Raw genomic sequence first — 26,257 nt, 5'->3', positions numbered from 1 at the left:
CAGCCCGCCTCGTGCGGGCTTTTTTATTCCGCGCGCGGCCAGAGGGCACACAGCGGCGCCCGCCATGTGAAGAGTTGGGCGACAGCGGCCTTCAGAGGTCCGGCAGCGACCAGTCGATAGGCGTCTTGCCGTTCTGCTCGAGGAACTTGTTGGTGCGGCTGAAGTGGCCGTTGCCGAGGAAACCGCGGTAGGCCGACAACGGCGACGGGTGCGCCGACTTGAGGATCAGGTGGCGCTGCGGGTCGATCAGCTTCTGCTTGCTCTGCGCGTGGCTGCCCCAGAGCAGGAACACCAGGCGCTCGCAACGCTCGTTGACCACCTCGATGACGCGGTCGGTGAACGGCTGCCAGCCGGCATTGGCGTGGGAGCCGGCCTTGGCCTGCTCGACGGTCAGCGAGGTGTTGAGCAACAGCACGCCCTGCTCCGCCCAGCGCTGCAGGTAGCCGTTGTTGGGAATCGGGATGTTCAGGTCGCGGTTGAGTTCCTTGTAGATGTTCTGCAAGGACGGCGGCGTCGGCACGCCGGGCTGCACCGAGAAGCACAGGCCGTGGGCCTGGCCCGGCCCGTGGTAGGGATCCTGGCCGATGATCACCACCTTGACGTTCTCCAGCGGCGTGGTGTTCAGCGCGTTGAAGATCAACGGCCCGGGCGGGAAGATCGCCTTGCCGGCGGCTTTCTCCTGGCGCAGGAACTCGCCCAGTTGCTTCATGTAGGGCTTGTCGAATTCCTCGCGCAGCGCTTCCTTCCAGCTCGCCTCGAGCTTGATGCGGTCGTCGTTATCGGTCATGGAACCCCCTGTCTCGGTACTGAAAAAGTCGTCCGGCCTTTTTCAGAAGGTCGCCGACAGCCTGTGGCCGCGGAACCGTAGAAAAGCCCGCCGCGCTTGTCAATCTCGGGACAGGCGGGCCTCCTCCAGCGGATACTTCACGCGCACCCGGTTGCGGTACAGGCACTCGCTGGCCAGCAAGGTGCCGGCCTGGCCCTTTTCCCGGATGTCGCGCCAGATCTCGTTGAGCCTCAGCACTGCCTCGCCGTCGCGGACAAAACGCTGGGCCCTCTCGTAGACGTGGTAGCGCACAGGGCGCGGCGCACTGCACAGCAGTTCGCCTTCCAGTTGGTGGGCGGCGATATGGAAGCGCAACTGGAAGGTATCCGCCGTCGGATTGTGCAGCACCAGGTCGATGAAGTTGTAGAAGATCGCCGCGCCCGAGCCGAACGGCAGGATCCGTCCCTCGTCGGGAAACGGGTCGAAGCTGTGGTTGGCCCGCTCCACCACGCGCAGCGGCGAATGCAGGGTCATCCAGTGGATCAGGTTGCTCAGTTGGCAGATGCCGCCGCCGATTCCGCTGCGCGCCTCGCCGAAGGACAACTCCATGCCTTCGACGAAGCCACGCCGGGCGCTGGGCCGACCGACCAGCCGGCAGAACGAGAAGTACTCGCCGGGGCCGATGCGCACGCCGTTCATGCAGTCCACCGCCAGGCGCAGGTTGACCACCTTGTTGCGTTGCAGGGCGAGGTCGCTGTCGCCGAGGCGGCGGATCAACTTCGAGGTGTGCTTGATGTAGCGGTACGGCAGGCGCTCGTCGACCGATGGCAGCCGCACGTAGCGACGGCCGCCAAGACGCCAGCGGCAGTGCCGCCAGAGACGTCGTTGCCAGACCCGCAGCCAGTAGAGCCAGGGGTGGTAGAGCGATAGGGGTTTGCGCATCGACGATCCTTGTCGGTCTCGGCCCACGGGCCGGAGGCAGCATTATGCCCGGAGCACTAGCCCTGGTGCAGCGCCCGGTAGTGACTGGGCGCCATGCCCACCACCTTGCGGAACAGCCGCGAGAAGTAATAGGGATCGGCGTAGCCGAGCTGCTCGGCGATCTGCCGCACCTCCAGCGCGCCCTCGTCGAGCAGGCGGCAGGCGTGGGCCATCTTCATCTGGATGAAGTCCTGGATCGGCGCCTGGCCGGTCAGGGCGCGGTAGGTCTTGGCGAAATGGAAGCGCGACAGCTTGAACTGCGCCGCCAGCTCGTCGAGGTTGAGGCTGTCGTGCAGGTGCGCGCGCATCAGCGCCTGCACCGCGTCGATGTCCAGCACCCGCCCGGACTTCAGGCTGGCCCGCGCCGGACGCACCGCCAGCGAGGTGAGCAGGCCCTGCAACAGGTGCGCGGCATGGATGAAGTGCGGCAGGCTGAGGCCCTGGCGACGCAGCGCCAGCAGCGCGTCGAACTCCGCCAGCAGGCGCGGCTGCATGCCCAGGCGCAGGCGCGGAGCGCTGCCCAGCGGGCGCAGGAAGTCCTCCGCCAGGAGGCCTTCGAAATGTACCCAGTATATGCTCCAGGGCCGCTGCGGGTCGGCGCCGTAGGCGTGTTCCAGGCCCTTGGGCAGGACCAGCAGGTCGCCGCCGCCGACCTCGACGCGCTCGTCGGCGCACTCCAGCCAGCCGCGTCCGGCACGGCAGTAGATCAACAGATGGTCGTCCGGCGCGCGCCGCTGCATGTGGTGGCCATGCGCCTCCGGGTAGTAACCGAGGGCCAGCGGGTAGCAGGCCTGGCCGAGCGGATGGCGGGCCAGGGCGCGACGCAGGCGGGGCGGCGTGATGAAACGCACCCCCTGGTTTGGCAGGGGCCAGGCGGAGGTCAGTACGGAACGCTTCACGGCGACGCGACTCGGTAGTCTGAATCCCAAGATCGTCCATCCCTTGCGCAAGATCGTCAATCCACAGGCGGCTTGCGGCCGGCTATAACGACTCAAAACAACATCCCGGTCCACCGGGAAGCGGAGGCGACGATGGCCAAGGCAATCCCCCAGCTGATCGACGGCGAATGGCGCGGCAGCCGTTCCCGCGAACTGATCGAAGTCACCGATCCGGCGACCCAGGACGTCCTCGCGCTGGCGCCGAAGGCCACCGCCGACGAGATCGAGCAGGCCATCGCCAGCGCCCAGCGCGCCTTCGAGACCTGGCGCGAAGTCCCGGCTCCCGAGCGAGCGCGGTTGATGCTGCGCTACCAGCACCTGCTCAAGGAACACCACGACGAACTCGGCGAACTGCTGGCCCGGGAGACCGGCAAGAACCTCGCCGATGCCAAGGGCGACGTGTGGCGCGGCATCGAGGTGGTCGAACACGCCGCCAACGTGGCCAGCCTGATGATGGGCGAGACGGTGGAAAACGTCGCCCGCGAGATCGACACCGCCAGTTGGATCCAGCCCCTCGGCGTGTGCGCCGGGATCACCCCGTTCAATTTCCCGGCGATGATCCCGCTGTGGATGTTCCCGCTGGCCATCGCCTGCGGCAACACCTTCGTCCTCAAGCCCTCCGAACAGGATCCGCTGACACCCAATCGCCTCGCCGAGCTGTTCCTCGAGGCCGGCGCGCCGAAGGGCGTGCTGCAGGTGATCCATGGCGGCCGCGAGCAGGTCGATGCCCTCCTCACCCACCCGGACATCCGGGCGATTTCCTTCGTCGGCTCGGTCGCCGTCGGCCAGCACGTGTACCGCACCGGCACCGCGCACCTGAAGCGGGTGCAGGCCTTCGCCGGGGCGAAGAACCACATGGTGATCCTCCCCGACGCGAACAAGGCCCAGGTTCTCGGCAACCTGGTCGGTGCCAGTTGCGGCGCCGCCGGCCAGCGCTGCATGGCGATCAGCGCGGCGGTGTTCGTCGGCGCGGCGCGCGAGTGGATTCCCGAACTGGCCGAGCGGATGGCCGCCCTGCGCCCCGGCCACTGGCAGGACCCGGACGCCGCTTATGGTCCGCTGATCAGTCCGCAGGCGCGCCAGCGCGTGCTGCGCCTGATCGCCGAAGGCAAGGCGGAAGGCGCCGAGTGCCTGCTCGACGGCTCGCAGTGCCAGGTCGAAGGCTATCCCAACGGCAACTGGCTCGGTCCCACCCTGTTCCGCGCAGTGACGCCGAAGATGGGCCTGTACCGCGAGGAGATCTTCGGCCCGGTGCTGGCTTGCCTGGAGGTCGATACCCTGGAAGAGGCGATTGCCCTGGTCAACGCCAATCCCTATGGCAACGGCACCAGCCTGTTCACCCGCTCCGGCGGCGCCGCTCGGCGCTACCAGCACGCGGTGCAGGTCGGCCAGGTGGGGATCAACGTGCCGATCCCGGTACCGCTGCCGTTCTTCTCCTTCACCGGCTGGAAAGGCTCCTTCTACGGCGACCTGCACGCCTACGGCAAGCAGGCGGTGCGCTTCTATACCGAGACCAAGACCGTCACCAGCCGCTGGTTCGACGATGAACCGACGACCGACGAATCGTCGGCCGGCCCGAACATGACCATCCATCTCAAGTGACCCGAGGACCTATGGATTTCGACCTCACCGAAGAACAACGCCTGCTGGTGGAGAGCGCCCGCGCCTTCGCCCGCCACGAACTGGCGCCGAAGGCGGCCGACTGGGACCGCGACCATCACTTCCCGGTGGAAGTCCTCCGCGCCGCCGCCGAACAGGGCTACCTCGGCCTGTACATCGCCGAGGAAGACGGCGGCCTGGGCCTGTCGCGGCTGTCCACTTCGCTGATCTTCGAGCAACTGGCCGCCGGCTGCGTGGCCACTACCGCCTACATCAGCATCCACAACATGGCCGCCTGGATGCTCGCCTCGTTCGGCGACGCGGCGCTGAAGGAGGCCTGGCTGCCCGGCCTGATCGGCGGCGAGTCGCTCGCCTCCTATTGCCTGACCGAGCCCGATGCCGGCTCCGACGCCGCGCGCCTGCGCACCCGCGCCCGCCGCGAGGGCGACGAATACGTGCTGGACGGCAGCAAGTGCTTCATTTCCGGCGCCGGCAGCACCCAGGTGCTGATCGTCATGGCGCGCACCGGCGAGGACGGCGCCAGGGGCATCTCCTGCTTCCTGGTGCCGGCCGACGCGCCCGGCATCCGCTACGGCCGCAACGAGGACAAGATGGGCTGGCGCGCGCAGCCGACCCGCACCATCACCTTCGAAGGCGTGCGCATCCCCGCCGGCAACCGCATCGGCCCGGAGGGCCAGGGCTTCGTCTATGCCATGAAAGGCCTCGACGGCGGCCGCCTGAACATCGCCAGTTGTTCCCTGGGCGCCGCCCAGGCGGCGCTGGAGCAGTCGATGCGCTACGTCGAGGAGCGCGAGCAGTTCGGCAAGCCGCTGGCGACCTTCCAGGCCTTGCAGTTCAAGCTCGCCGACATGCTCACCGAACTCACCGCCAGCCGCCAGATGGTCCGCCTCGGCGCCCATCGGCTGGACCGCGGCGACGCCGAGGCGACCCTGTACTGCGCAATGGCCAAGCGCTTCGCCACCGACCGCTGCTTCGATGTCTGCAACGAGGCCTTGCAACTGCACGGCGGCTACGGCTATCTCAACGATTATCCGCTGGAGCGCTGGGTACGCGACACCCGCGTGCACCAGATCCTCGAAGGCACCAACGAAATCATGCGGGTGATCGTCGCCCGCCGCCTGCTGGAGCAGGGCGGCATGCTCGATCGCCTGCTGTGAACGCCGCGAACCATCGCATCCGATAGTGCCGGGACGCCCCGGCCCATGATCCAGTGAGGGACTTCATGAACACTGCCGTCGAACCCTACAAGGCTTCCTCCTTCGACCTGACCCACAAGCTCACCGTGGAAAAGCACGGGCACACCGCGCTGATCACCATCAACCACCCGCCGGCCAACACCTGGGACCGCGACTCGCTGATCGGCCTGCGCCAACTGATCGAGCACCTCAACCGCGACGACGATATCTACGCCCTGGTAGTGACCGGCCAGGGGCCGAAGTTCTTCTCCGCCGGCGCCGACCTGAACATGTTCGCCGACGGCGACAAGGCCCGCGCTCGCGAGATGGCCCGCCGCTTCGGCGAGGCCTTCGAGGCGCTGCGCGATTTCCGCGGGGTGTCGATCGCGGCGATCAACGGCTACGCCATGGGCGGCGGCCTGGAGTGCGCCCTCGCCTGCGACATCCGCATCGCCGAGCGCCAGGCGCAGATGGCCCTCCCGGAGGCCGCGGTGGGCCTGCTGCCCTGCGCCGGCGGGACCCAGGCGCTGCCCTGGCTGGTGGGCGAAGGCTGGGCCAAGCGGATGATCCTCTGCAACGAGCGGGTGGATGCGGAAACCGCCCTGCGCATCGGCCTGGTCGAACAGGTGGTGGACAGCGGCGAGGCGCGCGGCGCCGCCCTGCTGCTGGCGGCCAAGGTGGCACGCCAGAGCCCGGTGGCGATCCGCACCATCAAGCCGCTGATCCAGGGTGCCCGCGAACGCGCGCCGAACACCTGGCTGCCGGAGGAGCGCGAGCGCTTCGTCGATCTGTTCGACGCCCAGGACACCCGCGAAGGGGTCAACGCCTTCCTCGAGAAGCGCGATCCCAAGTGGCGCAACTGCTGAGCCTTCCCATCGAACCCGGCGGGCTGCGCCACAGCCCGCCCGAGCCGAGAGCCCCGACATGAACGTGCTTTTCGAAGAACGCCCGAGCCTGCATGGCTTCCGCATCGGCATTGCCACCCTGGATGCGGAAAAGAGCCTGAACGCCCTGTCCCTGCCGATGATCGAGGCCCTGGCGGCGAAACTCGACGCCTGGGCCGAGGACGCCGGCATCGCCTGCGTGCTGTTGCGCGGCAACGGCGCCAAGGCCTTTTGCGCCGGCGGCGACGTGCGCAAGCTGGTGGACGCCTGCCGTGAGCAACCCGGCGAGGTACCGGCCCTGGCGCGACGCTTCTTCGCCGATGAATACCGCCTCGACTACCGCATCCACACCTACCCGAAACCCTTCATCTGCTGGGCCCACGGCTATGTAATGGGCGGCGGCATGGGGCTGATGCAGGGTGCCGGGATTCGCATCGTCACCCCGTCCAGCCGCCTGGCGATGCCGGAGATCGGCATCGGCCTGTACCCGGACGTCGGCGCCAGCTGGTTCCTCGCCCGCCTGCCCGGCAGGCTCGGCCTGTTCCTCGGCCTGAGCGCGGCGCAGATGAACGCCCGCGACGCTCTCGACCTCGACCTGGCCGACCGCTTCCTTCTCGACGACCAGCAGGACGCCCTGCTCGCCGGCCTGGTGCAGATGAACTGGAACGAGTCGCCCCAGGTGCAACTTCACAGCCTGCTTCGCGCCCTCGAACACGAGGCCCGCGGCGAACTGCCGGAGGCCCAGTTGCTCCCGCGCCGGCCGCGCCTGGACGCACTGCTCGACCAGCCGGACCTGGCGAGCGCCTGGCAGGCGCTGGTGGCGCTGCGCGACGACGCCGACCCGCTGCTTGCGCGTGGCGCGAAGACCCTGGCCGAGGGCTGCCCGATGACCGCGCATCTGGTCTGGCAGCAGATCGAGCGTGCGCGCTACCTGTCGCTGGCCGAGGTGTTCCGCCTGGAATACGCCATGAGCCTGAACTGCACACGCCATCCGGACTTCGCCGAGGGGGTACGCGCAAGGCTGATCGATCGCGACAACGCACCGAACTGGCATTGGCCGCAGGTGGAATCGATCCCGCAGGCGGTGATCGAGGCGCACTTCGAGCCGACCTGGGAGGGCGAGCATCCGCTGGCGGGGCTCTGATCCGCCGCGCCGCCCTCTGCCGTAGGAGGGCGCGCGCCCGCCACGTCCATAGCGTCTAAGCTGTTTCACAGCATCCCCAAGAGGCCTCGCGGCCGCCACAGGAGGAGCTCCATGAAACAGATCGCCTTCATCGGCCTCGGCCACATGGGCGCGCCGATGGCCACCAACCTGCTCAAGGCCGGCTACCTGCTGAACGTCTTCGACCTGGTGCAGAGCGCCGTCGACGGCCTGGTCGCCGCCGGCGCCAGCGCCGCCCGCAGCGCCCGCGACGCGGTGCAGGGCGCCGACGTGGTCATCAGCATGCTGCCGGCCAGCCAGCACGTCGAAGGCCTGTACCTCGACGACGATGGCCTGCTCGCGCACATCGCCCCCGGCACCCTGGTGCTGGAATGCTCGACCATCGCCCCGACCTCGGCGCGCAAGGTCCACGCCGCCGCCCGCGAGCGCGGCCTGGCGATGCTCGACGCGCCGGTGTCCGGCGGCACTGCCGGCGCGGCAGCCGGCACCCTGACCTTCATGGTCGGCGGCGACGCCGAAGCCCTGGAGAAGGCCCGGCCGCTGTTCGAGGCCATGGGTCGCAACATCTTCCATGCCGGCCCCGACGGCGCCGGCCAGGTGGCCAAGGTGTGCAACAACCAGCTCCTCGCGGTGCTGATGATCGGTACCGCAGAAGCCATGGCCCTGGGCGTGGCCAACGGCCTCGAGGCGAAGGTGCTGGCCGAGATCATGCGCCGCAGCTCCGGCGGCAACTGGGCGCTGGAAGTCTACAACCCCTGGCCGGGGGTGATGGAGAACGCTCCGGCGTCGCGCGACTACAGCGGCGGCTTCATGGCCCAGTTGATGGCCAAGGACCTCGGCCTGGCCCAGGAAGCCGCCCAGGCCAGCGCCAGCAGCACGCCGATGGGCAGCCTGGCGCTGAGCCTGTACCGCCTGTTGCTGAAGCAGGGCTATGCGGAGCGGGACTTTTCCGTGGTGCAGAAATTGTTCGATCCGACCCAAGGCCAATAGACAGGCAGGCGGGTCCGCGCCCAGGCTGGTCGATTCGACGATGCGAGGAGCCCGCCTTGAACGCCCTGCTGCTGCGTTACCGTTTCCGCCTGCTGTTCTTTTCCACCGTGCTGTTCACGGCGATCCTCGGCCTGCCGTCGAGCACCAAGCCACGGGTGCTCGGCAGCCTCCTGCTGCTGGTGCTGGCCGGGATGAACACCTTGCGCAGACGCAGCCCGCTGGTCTACCTGACGGCCTTCTTCGGCCTGTTCAGCCTGGCCCTGTACACCACTGCGGACTTCAGCAGTCCCTACTCCAGCCTGCCGCCCGGCCTGCTGCGCGGGCTGAGCCTGATCCTGCTGTACCTGACCCTGTTCGCCGCGCTGTTCCGCCGCGTCACCCAGGAGCGCCCGGTGACCCACGAGCTGCTCTACGGACTCTGCGCGCTCTACCTGCAGATGGCGCTGGCCTTCGCTCTCGCCTACTACATGGTCGAACAGATGCAGCCAGCCAGCTTCATCGCCAGCCATGGCGCACTCGGCCTGGATACCTTCGTCTACTACAGCCTGGTGACCCTGACCACCGTGGGCTACGGCGACATCCAGGCGATCAACCCGCTGGCGCGCCTGCTGGCCGGCAGCGAAGGAGTGATCGGGGTCCTGTTCATCGCCCTCGCCGTGGCCCGCAGCCTGACCCTGATGAGCGACAGCGAGGAGGTCTGATTATTAAGCTGGGCTAACGAGTGCATCCCCCTCGCAGCGGTTTATCCCGGCGAGCGCAGGGCGGATGATGCTGATCGACGCCGCTCTGCGGCATTTCTCGAACGGAAGGTGCAGCATGAAAATCGCCCTGATCGGCGCCACCGGCCACGTCGGCCACTATTTCCTCAACGAAGCCCTGCAACGCGGCCACGCGGTAACCGCCCTGGTCCGCGACCCGAGCAAGCTGGCGGCGCGCAACGGCCTCTGCGTAGTGCAGGCGGACGTCAGCGACCCGGCCCAGGTGGCCAGCGCCGTGGCAGGCCACGAGGTGGTCATCAGCGCTTTCAACGGCGGCTGGGGCAGCGCCGACCTCCGCGCCCGCCACGCCGCCGGCAGCCAGGCCATTCTCGACGGCGTGAAACGCTCCGGCGTGCCGCGCCTGCTGGTTCTCGGCGGCGCCGGGAGCCTGGAGATCGCCCCCGGCCAGCGCCTGGTGGACAGCCCGGAATTCCCCGAGCAGTGGAAGCAGGGCGCCCTCGGCGCCGCCGACGCCCTCGACCAACTGCGCGGCGAGCAACGACTGGACTGGGTGTTCCTCAGCCCGGCGATGCTCCTCGAACCCGGCCAGCGCAGCGGCAAGTTCCGCCTCGGCGGCGACCAGGTCCTGTTTGACGCCAAGGGCGAGAGCCGGATTTCCCTGGAAGACCTGGCGGTAGCCATGCTCGACGAGGCCGAGCAGCCCCGTCATCATCGCCAGCGCTTCACCGTGGCCTACTGAAAAGACCAGGCGCCCCTCTCGGGCGCCTTCGTCGTCAGCCTTCGGACTTCGCCGCTGGTGTGACGATATCGAACCAGAAGTCGAAGTCGCCGAGCATGCCGAACAGTTGCCCCAGCAACAGCGGATTGCCGGAACTCTTCAGTTTGCCCTCGAAGACCAGGCGTACCGCCGATACCTCCTTGAGCAGCAGCCGGTTGAGATCGGCGCGGTCGATGCTCACGGTCTGCCCGGCGTCCTCGCTCTGCACGCCGCGCAGGTTGTTCAGGTGCGAGTTCTTCAGTTCCAGCAGGTAGTTCTCGCCGATATCCGGCAGGCGCAGGTTGATGCTCAGCGCCTTGCCCTCCGCAGCGCCGGCGTCCAGGCGCACGCCGAGATAGTCGAACAGCAGGCCGGTGTCCATCGCCGCCAGGGCATCGGCGCTTCCGGCCTTCATCGTCGGCTGGTCGCGCGGTACGCCGTGGCGCAGTTCGTAGGCGGCGCTGAGGTAGCTGTTGCGCCAGCCGGCGTTCTCCGCCTGGTAGCCGAGCTGCTCCAGGGCGTCGGCCTGCAGCTCGCGCGCGGCCCGGTTATCCGGCTCGGCGAAGACCAGCCTGTTGACCACCTCGACCACCCAGCGGTACTCGCCCCTGGCGTACGACGCCCGCGCTTGCTCCAACAGGCGCTCGGCGCCGCCCATGTATTCCACGTAGCGGCCCGCCGAGTCCTCCGGGCTGAGCGGGTCGAGGGTCGCCGGGTTGCCGTCGTAGTAGCCCAGGTAGCGGTTCAGCACGGCCCGTGCGTTATGGCTGACCGAGCCGTGGTAGCCGCGGTCGTACCATTCCTGGTCGAGGCTGGGCGGCAGGCGCAGGCGGTTGTGCACCTGGCCGATGGTCACGCCCTGGTTGGCCAGGTGCAGGGTCTGGTCGTGCAGGAAGCCGTACAGGTCACGCTGCTTTTCCAGCACCTCGACGATCTCCGCGTTGCCCCAGCGCGGCCAGTTGTGCACTGCGAACATCACCTCGGCCTGCCTGCCGAAACGATGCAGCGCCTGGTTGATGTACTTGCTCCAGCCCAGCGCATCACGTACCTCGGCGCCCCGCAGGGTATACAGGTTGTGCAGGGTACCGACCACGTTCTCGGCCATCAGCAGGGCCTTCTGCCGCGGCAGCCAGATGTTCATCTCCGCCGGCGACTCGGTGCCCGGCGTGTTCTGGAAGGTGAACGGCACGCCGTCCAGCACCAGGTCCTCGCCCTCGCCTTCGATCAGGCGGGTCGGCGCCAGCAGGCTCAGCGGTCCGCGCGCCAATCCCTTGCCGATGGCCATGTCGACCTGCCCCTGCGGCCCCTTGGGCAGTTGCGTGCCGTACTGGTAGGTGGCGCGGCGCATCATGGCGTTGCCGGCCAGGACGTTCTCCTTGATCGCCGCCTCCATGAAGCCAGCCGGGGCGATGATCTGCACCGCGCCGCTGGCGACCTGCTGTGGCTCGACCAGACCGCGCACGCCTCCAAAGTGATCGGCGTGGGCGTGGCTGTAGATCACCGTACGGATCGGCCTCTCGCCCAGCTCGCGGCTGACCAGTTCGTAGGCCGCCCTGGCGGTGGCCGGGGTGGTCAGGGTGTCGACCACGATCCAGCCGCTGTCGCCGCGGATGAAGGTGATGTTGGCCAGGTCGAAGCCGCGCACCTGGTAGATACCCTCGGTAACCTCGAACAAGCCGTACTTGAGATTGAGCAGGGCCTGGCGTTGCAGGCTGGGATTGATGCTGTCGCGAGGCTTGCCGTCGAGGAGGAAGTCGTAGCCACCGAGCTGCCAGGCGACGCTGCCGTCGGGGTTGCGGATGAGCACCCGCTCCGGGCGCCGGATCAGACCGCGTTCGGCGCGCTCGAAGTCGGCACGGTCGGCGAACGGCAATTCCGCTTCGACCCGCCGCTGGGCCTCGACGGTGAAGGCGCTGGGCGGCTTGGACGCGGAGGGTTCGGCGGCGCCGGCGAGTAGCGGGGCGAGCGCCAGGAGTGCGAGCAGACGGCTCATCGGATGCTCCGTTTTATTGTTGTGAGGTTCGGCTGGCACTATGCCGAGCAGCACGGCAATAATTCCAATGCATTCCAGGCCGATATTCGATGCGGAGTCCGCATGAGCGATCTACGCCAGTTCCGCCACTTCGTCGCCCTCGCCGAGCACGGCCACTATGCCCGCGCCGCCGAAGCGGTGAATCTCAGCCAGCCGGCGCTGTCACGCAGCATCCAGGCGCTGGAGGGACAGTTGGGTTGCACCCTGGTGGAGCGCGGCAGCCGCGGCGTGGCCCTCACGGCCCACGGCCGGCTGGTGCTGGAACACGCTCGGCGCCTGCTGGCCGGGCATCGCGCACTGCACAACGCGGTAAGCCAACTGGGCAATCTCGACAGCGGCGAGCTACGCCTGGGCGGCGGTCCCTTCCCCGCCGCACGGCTGTTGCCCGAGGCACTGGCCGGTTTCTCCAGCGCCCACCCACGCGTGCGCGTCGCACTGCTCATCGAGGACTGGCAGACCCTGCGCCAGCGCCTGCTGGATGACGCCGTCGAACTCTTCGTCGCCGATATCCGCGAGCTGCAAGGCGATCCGCAGTTGCGCATCCACCCGCTACGCGAGCATCCCGGCGTACTCTTCTGCCGCCCCGGCCATCCGCTGCTGGGTCTGGAGCGGCCGAGCGCCGGGCAATTGGCCGATTACCCGCTGGCCGGCCCGCGTCTGCCCGCGGAAGTCCGCGGCGACCTGGCGCGCCTGCTGCAACGCGACGAACCGCTCGGCATACAGTGCGACGACGTGCTGATGCTCAAGGGCCTGGTCGGCTCCAGCGAGCTGATCAGCCTGGCGCCCTGGGACGTGGTTGCCGCCGACGTCGAGGCCGGCCGCCTGGCGCTGCTGCCCTGGCCCGCCGGCGCCGAGCCCGCCCGCGCCAAGGGCTCCGCCTACGGTCTGGTCAGCCGTGCCGGCCGCAGCCTGTCGCCGGCCGCGGCGGTGTTCGTCGAGCGGGTGCTGGAACAGGACCGGCGCTTCGCCGCCACCTGAGGCTCAGCGCCAGCGACCGTCGTCGCGGCGCTCCTGCCAGGTACGGTTCCAGTCGCGCCCGCGGTTGTCACGGTCACGGTCGTGATAGTGCTCGTAGCGGTAGTCGGGACGATACCGGTGGTCGTCGCGGTCGTAGACCACGCAGGCCGACAACGGCAGGACGAGGATCAGCAAGGAAAGCAAACGACGCATGGCGCCTCCTGTGCGGCTCCGGCCTCTCCTGCGGATGCGGGAGGAATGCCTGTTCCGGAGCCTGCACATCGGACTGCGCGGCGCGCGGGCGGTGCCCGCGGCGAGGGTAAAGCCTGGGTAAATCAGCCGAGGCTACGCAGGTGCAGGACGCCGAACAGCAGCACCTGGAGGCGCTCCAGCCAAGGTGCCGGGCGCGCCTTGAGACGCCCGTTGAGCAGCAGGATCTCGGCGGCATGGACCAGCACCAGCACGCCGGACAACAGCAGGATCGGTCGATGCAACTCGCCCAGCGGGTAGGCCAGGTTGACCAGCGCGACGAGCCAGAACATCGCCAGGGCGCCCTTGGCGAACGACAGAAAATGACTCATGGGAACCTCCTCGTTTCGGTATCGGCAGAGTGTGCCGAGCAAATGCGCCAAGAGGGTCCGCACTTTCGACTGGAAAGCACGACGGCGCCCGCAGGCGCCGCCTTTCCTTGCGCACCTCAGTTGCGCCAGCGAGGCGCCCCGCCCTGCTGGCCCCGGTGCCGCGGACGATCCTGCCCACCGTGTTGCTGCCAGCGTTGCGGAGAATGCCCGCGCCATTGCGGCTGGCCACCGCGCTGCCAGTTGCCCGGATGCCGCTCGCCGCGATGGGCCGGGCGCGATTCGTGGTGGCGCTGCGGGTAGCGATATTGCTCGCGCCGGTAGTCGCGGTGGCCATCGTAGCGGCGTGGCGCCGGGTAGTAGCGTTGGTCGTAGTAGCGCGTCGAGTAGTAGCGCCGTTCGCTACGCCAGCCATCGTCGTAGACGCGATAGCGTGGCACTTCGTAGGCGTAGGGCTGGCCGCGATAGCGGCGCCAGTCGCCGTCATCGTAGTCGTAGTCATACACCGCGCAGCCACCCAGGCTGGCGAGAAGCAGAAGAAGCGGAACTCTCAGGAATGTGCGCCACATGGCAGCCTCCTGCGGCCCCGCCGCCAGCCGGACAACCGGCGACGCTGCGAGGCGCGCATACGACGTGAAGACTCGGGAAAAGGGAGCGGGCTCAGCACCAGCCTTTCTTGGCCTGGCCTGGAGGACAATGGGGCGGGCCGCCGCGATGGTAGCCGTAGTAACCCTGGTCGAAGTCCAGTTCGACGCAGGCGCCCGGCCCCCCGCTGCAACCGCTCCCCAGGAAGGCCGCCGGCAGCAGCCCGATCAATCGCATGACCATCAGCATTCTCCTTCATCGCAGAACGCAGCCGAACCACGCCTGGACAAGATCCCGATGGAGCGGGAAGCCGGTTGCGGCGGTTGCAACCCGGCTGCACTAGAGACCGAAGGGAAAAACGGAAATTCCCTGAATCCGACCAACGACAGGCCCCTCCAGGGCGTGACCGCCGCCGGCGTTTCTCGGTAGAGTGCGCGGATCAAGGACTGTCGGCCCCGCCGGCAAGGCTCAAGGAGCATGCATGCAACCCATCGACCGCGCCCAGGCACAGCAGCGCGCCAACGACATCCTGGTGTTCCAGCGCGAGCTGCAACGCCTCGACCAGGAGCAGGCGTTCCGCCTCGAACCGACCCAGGCCCGGCAACTCGCCGACTATCACCTGGCCCTGCTGGACAGCTATCGCGACCGTTTCGACATCGACCACGACCTGCGCAGCCAGCAACTTTCGCTGGGCATGCGGGTGGCCTCGTTCTTCGGCGCCCTGGCCTTCGCCGCCAGCGTGTTCCTGCTGTTCTATCGCTTCTGGGGCCTGTTCCCTACCGTCGCCCAGGTGGCGATCCTGGTCGGCAGCGCCTTCGTCGCGTTCTTCGCCACGCTCTGGGTCCAGGCCAAGGACGCCTCGGGCTACTTCAGCAAGCTGGCGGCGATGGTCGCGTTCGCCTGCTTCGTCCTCGACCTGACCATGCTCGGGCAGATATTCAACGTCACCCCCAGCGACCTGGCCCTGGTGCCCTGGGCGCTCTACGCCCTGCTCCTGGCCTACCTGTGCAACGCCCGCCTGCTGCTGGCGGCGGCGATCCTCTGCGTGATGGGGTTCATCGCCGCGCGCGTCGGCACCTGGGGCGGCGGCTACTGGCTGGGCGTAGGCGAGCGACCGGAGAACTTCTTCCCCGCCGCCGCGCTGATCTTCGCCGTGCCGCTGTGCTTCGAGCAGCGCAACTTCAGCGGCTTCGCCGTGATCTACCGGGTGTTCGCCCTGCTCGGCCTGTTCCTGCCGATGCTGGTGCTGGCCAACTGGGGCTCAGGCAGCTACCTGGCGCTGCCGTCGGCGCTCATCGAGGGGCTCTACCAGGTCGCCGGCTTCGTCGCCGCCGCCCTGGTGATCTGGCTCGGCGCGCGACGCAACTGGGCCGACGTGAGCAATACCGGGATCACCTTCTTCGTCATCTTCCTCTACACCAAGTTCTTCGACTGGTGGTGGGAAGCGATGCCGAAGTACCTGTTCTTCCTGGTGCTCGGCCTCAGCGCCTTGCTGATCCTGCTGGTCCTGCGCCGCCTGCGCACGCCCCTGGGCATCGCCGCGAGGACTGACGCATGAATCGCAACCGTCGCAACGCCCTGATCGCCGGCAGCCTCCTGATGCTGGCGGCGAACCTGGCCGCCCTCGGTGGCGTCGCCTGGAACCGGTCCGGCGAGGCCGAAAGCAAGTTGGTGCTCAGTCAGCGCGAACTCCAGCGCAACTGGTCCTACGGCTTCTGGAGCGAAGAGAACAGTGGCGTCGAACTGCGCCTGGAGCTTCGCTCGCCGAACGGCGAGCCGCCCAATGACCTCGCGCCCCCGCTGCCGCCCGAGCAGATGCGCGCCCTCGGTTTCAGCATCCCGGACGCGCTCGACGAAGAGAGCGTACGGCGCTACCGCCGCCAACAGGAAAAACAGGTGCTGCTGGTCCTGGAACTCGACGGCCCGGCCTATCGCCGCGAAGTACGCCTGGCCGAGGAGCGCCTGGCCGAGGCCCGCGCCCGCAGCAAGGCCCTGCCCAAGGACGAAATGCTGTCCAGCCAGATGGAAGCCGCTCGCCACCAACTGAAGCATGAGCAGGGAGAGGCCAGCCGACTGTTCATCGTCGACGCCGGCCTCGACCTGGCCGCCCTGCGCCAGCGCTACCCCGAGCGCCAGCGCTACGCCATCGTCAAGGGCCGGGTGCGTCCCTGGTCCGCGGTCGACGAAGGCAGGACGCTGGTCGGCGGCTACATCAGCCGTACCGACCTCGCCGCGATCAACGTGCCACGACAATGGCACGCGGTATTCGCCAAGGTCGACGGACAAAACTACCGGCTAGCGCCGCTGGAACTGCATCTCAGCTTCGGCCAGCGCCTGGAGCCCTGGATCACCAACGCCGTTCGCCGCTGAAACGCCCCGCCCGGCGCGCGATGCTTGCATCCGCGCGCCGGGCGCTGCACCCTGGACACCCGCCAGCCATCCACCGCGCCATGAACAGCGAAATCGACCCCGGCCGCTGCCCGCTGTGCCAGCAATCCAACCGCTGCACCCTGGCCGATCCCGCTAGCGCCGCCCAGGCTTGCTGGTGCTTCACCACGGAAATCGATGCGACCGCGCTGGAGCGGATTCCCGCCGAGCTGCGCCGCCGTGCCTGCCTCTGCCCGCGCTGCGCGCAACTATTGCCGCCCGACGCCGACGACTGATGCGCCTGGACCGCTTCCTCGCCAACCTGCCCGAACTCAGCCGCCGCGACGCGCAGATGCTGATCGCCGGTGGACGCCTGCGCGTGGACGGCCAGGTGGTGCGCGACGGCACCCACGAAGTGCGCGTCTTCAGCCGGGTGGAACTGGACGAGCAGCTGCTCCAGGCTGGCAAGCCGGCGCGCTACTACATGCTGCATAAACCGATGGGCTGCGTCAGCGCCACCCGCGACCCGCAACACCCGACCGTCCTCGACCTGTTCCCGGAAGACCAGCGCGACGACCTGCACATTGGCGGTCGTCTCGACTACAACACCACCGGCCTGATGCTGCTGACCAACGATGGTCAGTGGTCGCGCCGCCTGACCCTGCCGGGCAGCCGGCGCGACAAGGTCTACTACGTGGAAACCGAGGCGCCCATCGACCAACGCTACGTGGATGCCTTCGCCGCCGGCCTCCACTTCCGCTTCGAAGACCTGGTCACCCTCCCCGCACAGCTCGAACCGATCGGCCCACGCTGCGCCCGCCTGACCCTGCACGAAGGCCGCTATCACCAGGTCAAGCGCATGTTCGGCCACTTCGACAACAAGGTGCTGCGCCTGCACCGCGAGCGCATGGGCGATATTTGTCTCGACCCGCAGTTGCCGCCGGGAGCCTGGCGCCCCCTGAATGCTGAAGAAATCTGTTCGGTGTGAAACCCCGCCGCCCGCCGCCTGTCCACCGAAAGAGGCCGGACCGCAGGGGTTTGGCCGGCCGTCGCGAGCGACGCTAAGCTGAATGGCGTCTGTCGGAGCGACAGCCTTTCCCGCATGGAGCAAGAGAAAGCGCCGATGAAAAGATCCCTTGCCGTACTGCTGCTGGCCTTCGCCGTCGGCAGCCTCCACGCGGCGCCCGCCAGCCCAGCGAACGCGCCTTTGCCGCCGGCCGACATCAAGGCGCGGCTGAAGAGCATGAAGCCCGGCGAGTACCTCTGGTACCCGGAGGTTTCCCCGCAGGGACCAGTGACCATCGTGGTCAGCCTTACCGAACAGAAGGCCTACATCTACCGCAACGGTATCGCCATCGGGGTCAGCACCCTCAGCTCCGGCAAGAAGGGCCGGGAGACCCCGACCGGAGTGTTCTCGATCCTGCAAAAGAGCGTCGACCACAAGTCCGACCTCTACAACAGCGCGCCCATGCCCTACATGCAGCGCCTTACCTGGGACGGCATCGCCCTGCACGCCGGCAACCTGCCCGGCTATCCCGCCTCCCACGGCTGCATCCGCCTGCCCATGGCGTTCGCCAAGAAGCTCTACGGCATCACCGGATTCAGCTCCACCACGGTAATCATTTCCAACGCCAGCAGCGCGCCGAAGGAAGTCGACCACCCCGGCCTGCTGGCGCCGACGGTAGCGGACGGGCGACCGGTGACGCTGCCGGTTGAGCCCGGAGAGATCGCCTGGAACGACCCCGGCGCGGAGCGCGGTCCATTGTCGGTGCTGATCAGCCGCGCCGACCAGCGCGCCTATGTCTACCGCGGCGGCCAGCGCATAGGCACCGCACCGGTGCAGTTGCCGGCACGCCCGCAAACCGGCATGGCGGTGTTCTCGCTGCTGGAAAAGCCGACCCTGGACGAAATCGGCGAGACCTCGCCGAACCTGCGCTGGTCGGTGGTCCAGGTGAGCAACCCGGGACAGGGCCTGACACCCTCCGAGCAACTGGGCAAGATCCGCATGGACCCGACCTTCGTCCGCGAAATGCTGAGCGCCATGGACGTCGGTAGTACCCTGGTGATCACCGACTGGGCCTCGACCCGGGACACCCACAGCGACTCCGATTTCACGGTGATCGCCACGGAAACACCGAACAATCCGACGAAATCGCTTAAAAAGTAGTCGGCAAGTTGTTCAAAAATCGAGCACAATGCCTCTCATCCGGTAAAAACCACACTGAACCGATGGGAATACTGCTCGTATGCCAATCTTCCTCCGTGCCGCCCTGCGCAGGCTGAGCCTGGCGGGCGCCACCCTTTGCGCACTGGCCAGCGGGCCGGTGTTCGCCATGCCACTTCCCTCCGCCAAGGACCTTCAGAAACTCGCTCCCCAGGCCAGCCTGCCGACCCTCGAACTGGCCCTCACCGCCTATGCCTGCGCGAGTGCCAGCCAGGGTGGCGACAACGGCCTGCTGACGGTGATCGACTACTCGCGGCCGTCGCGCGACAAGCGCCTCTGGGTATTCGACCTGAAGGCCCGCAAGCTGCTCTTCGAAGAGTGGGTGACCCACGGCAAGAACAGCGGCGATGACCTTGCCACCTCCTTCTCCAACCGGCCGAACAGCTACCAGTCGTCGATCGGGCTGTTCCAGACCGGCCAGCTCTATACCGGCAAGCACGGCCAGTCGCTGCGCCTGGTTGGCCTGGAGCCGGGTTTCAACGACAAGAGCGAAGAACGCGCCATCGTCATGCACTCCGCCGCCTACGCCGATCCCAGGGTGGTTCCCGGGCTCGGCCGCCTGGGCCGCAGCCAGGGCTGCCCTGCGGTACGCCCGGCCGTGGCCGCCCGGCTGATCAACACCCTCAAGCGCGGCAGCTACGTGTTCGCCTACTACCCACAGCCGAAGTGGCTGGAAACCTCGCGCTTCCTCGCTCCGCAGAGCTGCGCCGTGGCACGTGCGGCACGCACGCCGGAAGTCATCGCCAGCCTGCTCAAGTGAACCGCCGGGGCGGCGGCCGCGCCGCCCCTCTCCTTCCCGGCCCCCCGAAATCGCGGCATCAGCGCTTGCCCGGCGGCATTTCGTCGGATTCCTTCCCTTCTTCCCCCATCCACAAGCGAAACAGGGCTTGCAGCCCGGCACGCCGGCTGCTTAACTGACGCTCACGTTGTGACCGATCGGTCACAAACGACTTCCAAGAAAGCCCGCGTGACTGCCCGCGCTTCGGCGCCGGCCTTTCCTGCCCGGCCAATAGCCGCATCGCCAAGACCCGAAAGGGTTTCGGACGAACTCTATTTGCCTGTAAGTCGTTGAAAATTAAAAGTTTATTAAATCCATCCGAATGACATTCAACTGTCATTGGGAGGCGCTTTCATCTGCCCATGAGCATTTTGTATTCGCCGCGACAAGCAGGTCGCCGCGTTCCCATCGAACGATTCCAGGAGGAAGCGACATGAGGCCGGAAACAGCCATCATCGAGATCCACGGGCAATACAGGATTCACACCGAGTTCTACGGCAACCCCTCGGCGCAGCAGACCATCATCCTGGTCAACGGCTCGCTGTCGACCACAGCGTCCTTCGCCCAGACCGTGAAGTACCTGCAGCCGCATTACAACGTGGTGCTCTACGACCAGCCGTATGCCGGCCAGTCCAAACCCCATAACGAAAACCTCACGCCGATCAGCAAGGAATGCGAGGCCAGGATCCTGCTGGAACTGATCGAACGCTTCCGCGCCGACGTGGTGATGTCGTTCTCGTGGGGCGGCGTCGCCACCCTGCTGGCCCTGGCGCAGCGTCCCGGACGGATCCGCAGGGCGGTGGTCAACTCATTCTCGCCTCAGCTCAACCCGGCCATGCTCGACTACCTGCATCGCGGCCTCGACTACCTCGCCGCCTGCGATCGCACCCAGGTCGGCAACCTGGTCAACGAAACCATCGGCCGCTACCTGCCGCAGCTGTTCAAGCGCTACAACTTCCGCCACGTCAGCAGCCTGGACGAGCACGAATACCACCAGATGCACTTCCATATCCGCGAGGTGCTGCGCCTGAACGCCGATAGCTATACCGAGAGCTTCGCCGGCATCGAGATCCCGGTGCTGTTCATGAACGGCGAGCTGGACATCTACACCACGCCCCACGAAGCCCGCCAGTTCGGCCAACTGATCCGCGGCGCGGAATTCCACACCATCCGCAATGCCGGCCACTTCATCGACGTCGAACACAAGGCCGCCTGGCAGCAGACCCAGGACGCCCTGCTGGCCTTCCTCCGCCCGCAGCGCACGCAGCCGCTCAACCCGATCTACCGCCCCCAGCCCAACGGCGCCAGCGTCCCCCTCGCCGCCCTCGCCAGCTAACCGCCACCGCCACGGGGAGCCCCGCTCCCCTGGCGGAAAAACCCAGCGAAATCAACAAAAACCCCACCCCGGGCTTCACCTGCCGCCGCGCATCTGGTAAAAAGGCGCCCTGGCCGCAAAAGCCGTCCGAGCGGGCGTCGTATAATGGCATTACCTGAGCTTCCCAAGCTCATGACGAGGGTTCGATTCCCTTCGCCCGCTCCAGATTCCAATGCAAAAGCCCCTGACACCAACCAGTGCCAGGGGCTTTCTGCTTTCAGGCTTTCCCCGCGTAAAGCCCGGGAAAGATCGGAAGCGCCCCATGGATTTCGGTGGAGGCGCAGCCGGAAGGTTCCTCTCCCTTACATCATCAGCGAGTAGGCCCGCTCCAACTGGTCCAGATCGATATCCAGGGGCAGCGGCAGGGGCGCTTCGCCGATGTGCTGCTCGCTCGCGAACTTCCCCTCGGCCAACACACGTGCCGGGTCGTTGAGGGCGAGGAAGTCACCCCCGTCGTATTCCCAGAAGTTCAGCGGGGAGCGGCCGGAATAGGTTTCGTTCCAGCAGGCGACGTACGAACGTTCGCCCAGGACTTTCGGACGACAGGAAACGTAGGGTTCCAGATAGACCTCATGGGTGAGGTACAGGAAGGTGAGGTCATCCACGCGATAGGCCGGCGCTTCGCTGACCTCCTGAGGCTCCTCGTCCAGTTGCGCTTCGGGGTTCGCTCCCGGATCGACCGCTGCGACAGCGGAAAACCCATCCGCCCCGCCGGGCTCTCCCATGGCCATGCCTCCGCCGATGAACAGGGAAGCAACCACGACCAATAACTTCAACACGACGCGTCCTCGCCTGAAAATCGCGGAGATTACGCCGCCAACTTTTCAGGTATGCGATCAGGGTGGCCCGCAACCTTCCGCCCCGCCGCCCGATATCGGGCAATTCCTACACGACGGAAGACGCATCCACCTGGGCCCGCACCCGGCTCGTCTTCTCGCTCAGCGCTCTTTCACGGTGTTCCGCAGCAAATTAGTAATTATCTGTAGGAATAACTCCTCAACAGCCTCGTATCACTTCCGCTCGAGCCGAATCTCGACCAGCTTGCCATCGATGAAGCGCAAGTGTCGGTAGACGCCTCCACTGGGGCCATACACCCAGAATTCGGTGCGTGCGGCATTCAACTTGGGCACGCCGTTGTTGCGCAGGGCAGGCTCGTTGACGATCCTGCTCAGCGGTTGCCCGCACCTTTCCAGGACTTGCTCGACGCTGTCGCCCTCGTCCACCAGATGCGTGCCGCATCTCATCGAGGCGAGGGCAGGAATTGCCAACGAAGACATGAACAGCATCAGCGCCGTGCGAAACATGGATACCTCCCGCCTCCCCCGATAATGAAAGCGCGGACCGCCGCGGGGCGAGGCGAACTCCCTCACAAAGGCGCAAGCGTCGCACAGCGGCATGGCGACGCAGGCAGTTCCTTGCCGTCGCTTCGCCAGCTTCGTTAGACTGCCGCATCGCAGCACGCTTTCGTGGCTGCGCCCTCCCCGATCCGAGGCTTGCATGTTGGAGATAGTAGTCATCCGATAACCGCCACTTCGTCATCCTGCACGAGGTGTCGCCGGTTATCTGCCTTCGCCATGGCTCGCACGCGCCTTTTCGCGCAGTGCGGCCGCGTTGTCATACCGATGATTACAGGTTCTACCGACATGAACGTTTCCAAGCCGGAACAACGGACGCTTCACGCCTTGGCCCAGGGCGGCCATATCGCCTTCCTTCGCGACGCTTCGGGCAAGATCACCCACGTCGAGTGCTACAACCGCGACGGCCACCTGCTGCTCGACTGCACCCTGGCGGTGTTCTCCAGGCTGAAGAACAAGGGCCTGGTCCACTCCCGCCAGGGCAGGCCCTACCGGATATCCATGGCCGGGCTGAAAGCCGTGCGCCCGCAAGCGGACAATCGCTGACCCCCTTCCTTTTCCATTGCCCCCGCCGGGACAAGGCGGGGGTTCCGAGGAGTGCTTGCATGAATATTTCCATCCGTGCGGAAACGCCCTGCGACATCGACGCCATCGCTCGCCTGACCGAAGCCGCGTTCCGCAACGAAACGCACAGCAGCCATACCGAGCAGTACATCATCGACGCCCTGCGCCGTGCCGGCGCGCTGACGTTTTCGCTGGTGGCCGAAGCGAACGGCCAGGTGATCGGCCATATCGCGGCCTCACCAGTGACCATCGATGGCGAAGCGGACGACTGGTACGGCCTCGCGCCGCTATCGGTGGCGCCCGAGCGGCAGCGCCAGGGCCTCGGTTCGCAGTTGGTCCGGCGCCTGCTCGCCGAGCTGCGCATACTGCCCGCGGGCGGCTGCGTGGTACTGGGCGAACCGACCTACTACTCGCACTTCGGCTTTCGGGTGGAAAGCGGCCTGGCGTTGCCCGGCGTTCCCGCCGAATACTTCCAGGCACAGTCCTTCAGCGGGCGCATGGCGCGAGGAATAGTGGCCTTCCACGCCGCATTCGACGCCAGCGGCTGAGCCGGAACGACAGCAGCCGCTATGTCGCCCCCTGGTCGCGGGCTCAATCGAACTGGGTGCCCTTCTGGATCAGTTCCACCTTGTAACCGTCCGGGTCTTCGAGGAAGGCAATCACGCTGCGTCCGTGCTGCATCGGCCCGGCCTCGCGGGTGACCCGATAGCCCAGCGCCCTGGCCCGGGCGCAGGTGACGGCGGCATCCTCGACCTCGATGGCCAGGTGGCCGTAGCCGTCGCCCTGGCTGTAGCTCTCCCGGTCCCAGTTGTGGGTCAACTCCAGGGCAGCGGCCGCGCGCTCGTCCTGGTAGCCGACGAAGGCCAGGGTGAAGCGGCCTTCGGGATAGTCCCGGCGCCGCAGCAGGCGCATGTCCAGGGCCCGGGTGTAGAACTCCAGCGCGGCCTCGAGATCGGCCACGCGGAGCATGCTGTGCAGGATTCGCATGGAAATTCTCCGTGGAGTCCGGCGGCGAGCCGCCGGAGCGGGGATCAACCTTCGACGCGGTAGCCCTTGAACAGGAAAAGCGGACCGAAGGCGTAGCTGTCGATCAGTTCATAGAAGCGCGCGATGGTTTCGTTGCGGCAATGCTGGAGGAACGCCGCCTCGTCTTCGTACACCTCGTCGAGGTAGAAGCGGTTGCGGTTGTTCTCGTCGCGGATCACCTCGAAGCGCAGGGTGCCCGGTTCGTTCTGCAACGAGCCATTGGCATCGAACAGGCCTGCCGCGGCGAACGCTTCGCGCTTGTCGGAGGGAACGTCGAACTGAACCAGTACGTGGTAGGTCATGGAATCTTTCCTCGTGAAATGGGGTTGGAAGCGATCGCAAGGTCCATGCTAGGGTGGCCTTTCACTCATTAAAAGTAATCAATAATCAGTAAATCACTCACTTAAAGAGAATGATGTGAAACTCTCCCAACTCGGATTCTTCTGCGCGGTGGTCGAACGCGGCACCATCGCAGCCGCGGCCGAACAACTGCATTGCGTGCCGTCGAACATCACTACCCGCTTGCGCGAACTCGAAGGACAACTCGGCGTAGCCCTGTTCAATCGCGAAAGGAACCGCCTGCTGGTCACCCCCGAGGGCCGCCTGCTGTACCGCCACGCCCGGCGCCTGCTGGCGCTGGCCGACGAGACCGCCGCGCTGTTCGCCGGCGACCAGGCGCACGGCGCGCTACGGGTCGGCGCGCTGGACGTGGCCCTGGCCAATCACCTGCCCCAGCGCCTGGCCCGCTACCGCCGCGAGTCGCCGGGCGTTGAACTGCACATCCGCCCGGAGCATTCGCTGCTGCTCGAGCGCCTGCTGATGGAGGGAGAGCTGGACCTGATCGTCACCGACGGCCCCATCGAACACCCGTTGCTGGCCAGCCGCCTGGCCTTCCGCGAGCGCCTGTTGCGGGTCACTCCCGCCGACCTGCCAGCGCCCACTCCCGAGGACCTCGCCAGCCTCGAACTCTATGTGTTCGGCCACACTTGCCACTACCGCCGCCAGGTTGACCGCTGGCTGGCGGAGAGCGGTATCCAGCCGCGTGTAACCCTGGAAATCGAGTCCTACCCGAGCCTCTTCGCCTGCATCGAGGCCGGTCTCGGCTTCGCCTGCGTACCGGAGAGCTTCGTTGCACGCATGCCCTCCACGCGACGGGGTTTCCATGCCGAACCGGTAGCCGGCCTGGACTCCAGCGATATCCATTTCGTCTGGCGCAAACAGCAAGCCTCGCCGCTGATCCAGGGCTTCATCGACAGCATCGGCGCCGACTGACGCCAACGAACGATGCCGCAACACAAACGCACTCGGAAAAATCGGTAACAGCGGAACCACTGCACAGACCAGAGAAAAAGCCGCCACCAACCAGGCCTGGCGGCGACACCGGAAGTACCCTCGGCGGCCGATTGCCGAGCCGATCCCCTACCTGCCCCCTGGGTTTTCCGACGAAAGACCTTGATTCGTGGGAGGTAGGGTCGTCTCCGCTAGATACCCCTCAACCCTGCGTGCGGGCTCCCATGCCCGAGCGCCTTGGCGAGATTTGCCCATAGAGCCATCACTTATGACTGCGACAGACAGAACGCCCCCGCCATTGAAATGGCTCTGCCTCGGCAACCGTGATGCGAACGACGGATTCGAGCTCTTCGCCCATGGCATCTATGCGAGGAACGGCGCGTTGGTCGGCAGCAAGCTCTCCCTGCGCGAACGGCGCCAGCGCGTCGACCTGTCGGCCTTCCTTTCCGGCGCACCGCCGCTGCTTGCCGAGGCGGCGGTCAAGCACCTGCTGGCGCGCCTCCTGTGCGTGCACCGGCACAACACCGACCTCGAACTGCTCGGCAAGAACTTCATTCCCCTGCATGCCAGCAGCCTGAGCAACGCCGGGGTCTGCGAGCGGATCATGGCCTCGGCAAGGCAATTGCAGCAGCACCAGGTCGAACTCTGCCTGCTGCTGGCCATCGACGAGCAGGAACCCGCCTCGGCGGAGTACCTGGCGTCTCTCGCCCGGCTACGCGACAGCGGCGTGCGCATCGCGCTGCACCCGCAACGCATCGATACCGACGCTCGCCAGTGCTTCGCCGAGGTCGACGCCGGCCTCTGCGATTACCTGGGCCTGGACGCGCGCCTGCTTGCCCCCGGCCCGCTGACGCGTAACCTGCGCCAGCGCAAGAGCATCGAGTACCTGAACCGGCTGCTGGTAGCACAGGACATCCAGATGCTTTGCCTCAACGTCGACAATGAGGAACTGCACCAACAAGCCAACGCACTCCCCTTCGCCTTCCGTCACGGCAGGCACTATTCGGAGCCTTTCCAGGCCTGGCCGTTCAGCAGTCCGGCCTGCTGAACGCCGACGCGGCTGCCAGCCGTCACGCCAGGCTGGCCCGCTATCCCGCCAGGCGCTACCCTTGGCGGTTTCGACAGACAGGGACG

At 66.9% G+C, this 26,257-nt stretch carries 31 protein-coding genes and 1 tRNA gene; 20 read left to right on the top strand and 12 right to left on the bottom strand.

Features of this window, described 5'->3' with window-relative positions:
* Positions 1-91 precede the first annotated feature (91 nt).
* From ung to AC4OR5_RS27380, 3 genes are all read right to left on the bottom strand, one after another.
* A complete protein-coding gene (gene ung / locus AC4OR5_RS27390) occupies positions 92-787 on the bottom strand; it encodes a uracil-DNA glycosylase (RefSeq protein ID WP_003085510.1) in 696 nt (231 codons plus the stop codon).
* A gap of 99 nt (positions 788-886) precedes the next feature.
* Positions 887-1,708, bottom strand: coding sequence for a VanW family protein (locus AC4OR5_RS27385; protein ID WP_023107220.1), 822 nt, complete (start codon positions 1,706-1,708; stop codon positions 887-889).
* A gap of 56 nt (positions 1,709-1,764) precedes the next feature.
* The gene (locus AC4OR5_RS27380) at positions 1,765-2,646 is read right to left on the bottom strand and encodes an AraC family transcriptional regulator (RefSeq protein ID WP_023107221.1); all 882 of its coding nucleotides are present in this window, start codon (positions 2,644-2,646) and stop codon (positions 1,765-1,767) included.
* 132 nt (positions 2,647-2,778) lie between these two features.
* Here AC4OR5_RS27380 and AC4OR5_RS27375 point away from each other — a divergent pair, with 132 nt between their 5' ends.
* From AC4OR5_RS27375 to AC4OR5_RS27345, 7 genes are all read left to right on the top strand, one after another.
* Positions 2,779-4,287 (top strand): CoA-acylating methylmalonate-semialdehyde dehydrogenase, encoded by a 1,509-nt coding sequence (locus tag AC4OR5_RS27375; protein ID WP_003085501.1) that lies wholly within the window; start codon positions 2,779-2,781, stop codon positions 4,285-4,287.
* 11 nt (positions 4,288-4,298) lie between these two features.
* Positions 4,299-5,462, top strand: coding sequence for an isobutyryl-CoA dehydrogenase (locus tag AC4OR5_RS27370; protein WP_003140948.1), 1,164 nt, complete (start codon positions 4,299-4,301; stop codon positions 5,460-5,462).
* A gap of 65 nt (positions 5,463-5,527) precedes the next feature.
* Complete coding sequence (locus tag AC4OR5_RS27365; RefSeq protein ID WP_003085498.1) at positions 5,528-6,346, top strand: enoyl-CoA hydratase; 819 nt, start codon at positions 5,528-5,530, stop codon at positions 6,344-6,346.
* A 58-nt stretch (positions 6,347-6,404) separates the two neighbouring features.
* A complete protein-coding gene (gene dspII / locus AC4OR5_RS27360; RefSeq protein WP_003114169.1) occupies positions 6,405-7,508 on the top strand; it encodes an enoyl-CoA hydratase/isomerase DspII in 1,104 nt (367 codons plus the stop codon).
* Between the two features lie 111 nt (positions 7,509-7,619).
* On the top strand, positions 7,620-8,516 hold the full coding sequence (mmsB, locus tag AC4OR5_RS27355; RefSeq protein WP_003116513.1) for a 3-hydroxyisobutyrate dehydrogenase: 897 nt from the start codon (positions 7,620-7,622) through the stop codon (positions 8,514-8,516).
* A 56-nt stretch (positions 8,517-8,572) separates the two neighbouring features.
* The gene (locus AC4OR5_RS27350) at positions 8,573-9,217 is read left to right on the top strand and encodes a potassium channel family protein (RefSeq protein WP_003085490.1); all 645 of its coding nucleotides are present in this window, start codon (positions 8,573-8,575) and stop codon (positions 9,215-9,217) included.
* A 115-nt stretch (positions 9,218-9,332) separates the two neighbouring features.
* Positions 9,333-9,974, top strand: coding sequence for an NAD(P)-dependent oxidoreductase (locus AC4OR5_RS27345; protein ID WP_058160268.1), 642 nt, complete (start codon positions 9,333-9,335; stop codon positions 9,972-9,974).
* 34 nt (positions 9,975-10,008) lie between these two features.
* On the opposite strand, the gene AC4OR5_RS27340 is transcribed toward AC4OR5_RS27345, so the two are convergent.
* Positions 10,009-11,985, bottom strand: coding sequence for an alkyl/aryl-sulfatase (locus tag AC4OR5_RS27340; protein ID WP_058010999.1), 1,977 nt, complete (start codon positions 11,983-11,985; stop codon positions 10,009-10,011).
* A 102-nt stretch (positions 11,986-12,087) separates the two neighbouring features.
* On the opposite strand from AC4OR5_RS27340, the gene AC4OR5_RS27335 reads away from it, so the two are divergent.
* A complete protein-coding gene (locus tag AC4OR5_RS27335; protein ID WP_022579822.1) occupies positions 12,088-13,002 on the top strand; it encodes a LysR family transcriptional regulator in 915 nt (304 codons plus the stop codon).
* 3 nt (positions 13,003-13,005) lie between these two features.
* On the opposite strand, the gene AC4OR5_RS27330 is transcribed toward AC4OR5_RS27335, so the two are convergent.
* From AC4OR5_RS27330 to AC4OR5_RS27315, 4 genes are all read right to left on the bottom strand, one after another.
* Complete coding sequence (locus AC4OR5_RS27330) at positions 13,006-13,194, bottom strand: hypothetical protein (protein ID WP_023084580.1); 189 nt, start codon at positions 13,192-13,194, stop codon at positions 13,006-13,008.
* Positions 13,195-13,316: 122 nt separating this feature from the next.
* The gene (locus AC4OR5_RS27325; RefSeq protein WP_003085479.1) at positions 13,317-13,562 is read right to left on the bottom strand and encodes a DUF1145 domain-containing protein; all 246 of its coding nucleotides are present in this window, start codon (positions 13,560-13,562) and stop codon (positions 13,317-13,319) included.
* A gap of 116 nt (positions 13,563-13,678) precedes the next feature.
* Entirely contained in the window at positions 13,679-14,128 is a 450-nt protein-coding gene (locus tag AC4OR5_RS27320; protein ID WP_003085474.1) for a hypothetical protein, read from the bottom strand.
* 91 nt (positions 14,129-14,219) lie between these two features.
* Complete coding sequence (locus tag AC4OR5_RS27315; protein WP_009878032.1) at positions 14,220-14,393, bottom strand: hypothetical protein; 174 nt, start codon at positions 14,391-14,393, stop codon at positions 14,220-14,222.
* Between the two features lie 232 nt (positions 14,394-14,625).
* Here AC4OR5_RS27315 and AC4OR5_RS27310 point away from each other — a divergent pair, with 232 nt between their 5' ends.
* The 8 genes from AC4OR5_RS27310 to AC4OR5_RS27275 all read left to right on the top strand — a co-directional run bounded on the left by AC4OR5_RS27310 (position 14,626) and on the right by AC4OR5_RS27275 (position 21,053).
* Complete coding sequence (locus AC4OR5_RS27310; protein WP_023096061.1) at positions 14,626-15,702, top strand: DUF2157 domain-containing protein; 1,077 nt, start codon at positions 14,626-14,628, stop codon at positions 15,700-15,702.
* Positions 15,699-16,514: a DUF4824 family protein gene (locus tag AC4OR5_RS27305; RefSeq protein WP_058160269.1), complete on the top strand. Its 816-nt coding sequence runs from the start codon at positions 15,699-15,701 to the stop codon at positions 16,512-16,514. The genes AC4OR5_RS27310 and AC4OR5_RS27305 overlap by 4 nt, the downstream gene beginning before the upstream one ends.
* An 80-nt stretch (positions 16,515-16,594) precedes the next feature.
* On the top strand, positions 16,595-16,807 hold the full coding sequence (locus AC4OR5_RS27300) for a cysteine-rich CWC family protein (RefSeq protein WP_015503462.1): 213 nt from the start codon (positions 16,595-16,597) through the stop codon (positions 16,805-16,807).
* On the top strand, positions 16,807-17,499 hold the full coding sequence (locus AC4OR5_RS27295) for a pseudouridine synthase (RefSeq protein ID WP_022579823.1): 693 nt from the start codon (positions 16,807-16,809) through the stop codon (positions 17,497-17,499). The genes AC4OR5_RS27300 and AC4OR5_RS27295 overlap by 1 nt, the downstream gene beginning before the upstream one ends.
* 135 nt (positions 17,500-17,634) lie before the next feature.
* Positions 17,635-18,678, top strand: coding sequence for a L,D-transpeptidase (locus AC4OR5_RS27290; RefSeq protein ID WP_003134392.1), 1,044 nt, complete (start codon positions 17,635-17,637; stop codon positions 18,676-18,678).
* Between the two features lie 79 nt (positions 18,679-18,757).
* Entirely contained in the window at positions 18,758-19,495 is a 738-nt protein-coding gene (locus AC4OR5_RS27285) for a murein L,D-transpeptidase catalytic domain family protein (RefSeq protein WP_003140965.1), read from the top strand.
* 451 nt (positions 19,496-19,946) lie between these two features.
* Complete coding sequence (gene phaG / locus AC4OR5_RS27280; protein ID WP_034024280.1) at positions 19,947-20,849, top strand: (R)-3-hydroxydecanoyl-ACP:CoA transacylase; 903 nt, start codon at positions 19,947-19,949, stop codon at positions 20,847-20,849.
* 130 nt (positions 20,850-20,979) lie between these two features.
* Positions 20,980-21,053 (top strand) — tRNA-Gly (locus AC4OR5_RS27275).
* A 137-nt stretch (positions 21,054-21,190) separates the two neighbouring features.
* On the opposite strand, the gene AC4OR5_RS27270 is transcribed toward AC4OR5_RS27275, so the two are convergent.
* Positions 21,191-21,667, bottom strand: coding sequence for a hypothetical protein (locus AC4OR5_RS27270; RefSeq protein WP_024100039.1), 477 nt, complete (start codon positions 21,665-21,667; stop codon positions 21,191-21,193).
* Positions 21,668-21,898: 231 nt separating this feature from the next.
* Positions 21,899-22,192, bottom strand: a complete 294-nt coding sequence (locus AC4OR5_RS27265) for a DUF2845 domain-containing protein (protein ID WP_020750424.1) — start codon at positions 22,190-22,192, stop codon at positions 21,899-21,901.
* A 339-nt stretch (positions 22,193-22,531) separates the two neighbouring features.
* Here AC4OR5_RS27265 and AC4OR5_RS27260 point away from each other — a divergent pair, with 339 nt between their 5' ends.
* Positions 22,532-22,789, top strand: a complete 258-nt coding sequence (locus AC4OR5_RS27260; protein WP_058160270.1) for a YjhX family toxin — start codon at positions 22,532-22,534, stop codon at positions 22,787-22,789.
* 59 nt (positions 22,790-22,848) lie between these two features.
* Positions 22,849-23,355 (top strand): GNAT family N-acetyltransferase, encoded by a 507-nt coding sequence (locus AC4OR5_RS27255; protein WP_058160271.1) that lies wholly within the window; start codon positions 22,849-22,851, stop codon positions 23,353-23,355.
* 43 nt (positions 23,356-23,398) lie between these two features.
* Here the strand turns inward: AC4OR5_RS27255 and gloA are convergent, their stop codons facing one another.
* Both gloA and AC4OR5_RS27245 read right to left on the bottom strand, forming a co-directional pair.
* The gene (gene gloA, locus AC4OR5_RS27250; RefSeq protein WP_058160272.1) at positions 23,399-23,794 is read right to left on the bottom strand and encodes a lactoylglutathione lyase; all 396 of its coding nucleotides are present in this window, start codon (positions 23,792-23,794) and stop codon (positions 23,399-23,401) included.
* A 44-nt stretch (positions 23,795-23,838) separates the two neighbouring features.
* A complete protein-coding gene (locus AC4OR5_RS27245) occupies positions 23,839-24,135 on the bottom strand; it encodes a heme-binding protein (RefSeq protein WP_003085421.1) in 297 nt (98 codons plus the stop codon).
* Between the two features lie 115 nt (positions 24,136-24,250).
* On the opposite strand from AC4OR5_RS27245, the gene AC4OR5_RS27240 reads away from it, so the two are divergent.
* The gene (locus AC4OR5_RS27240; RefSeq protein ID WP_058160273.1) at positions 24,251-25,105 is read left to right on the top strand and encodes a LysR family transcriptional regulator; all 855 of its coding nucleotides are present in this window, start codon (positions 24,251-24,253) and stop codon (positions 25,103-25,105) included.
* Between the two features lie 286 nt (positions 25,106-25,391).
* Entirely contained in the window at positions 25,392-26,171 is a 780-nt protein-coding gene (gene toxR / locus AC4OR5_RS27235; RefSeq protein WP_058152364.1) for a toxA transcriptional regulator ToxR, read from the top strand.
* The last annotated feature ends 86 nt before the right edge of the window (positions 26,172-26,257 follow it).

The sequence above is a fragment of the Pseudomonas sp. YA1 genome, assembly GCF_058680555.1.
Note: the sequence above shows the minus strand (reverse complement) of the source record. Positions and strands in the feature narration are given on the sequence as shown.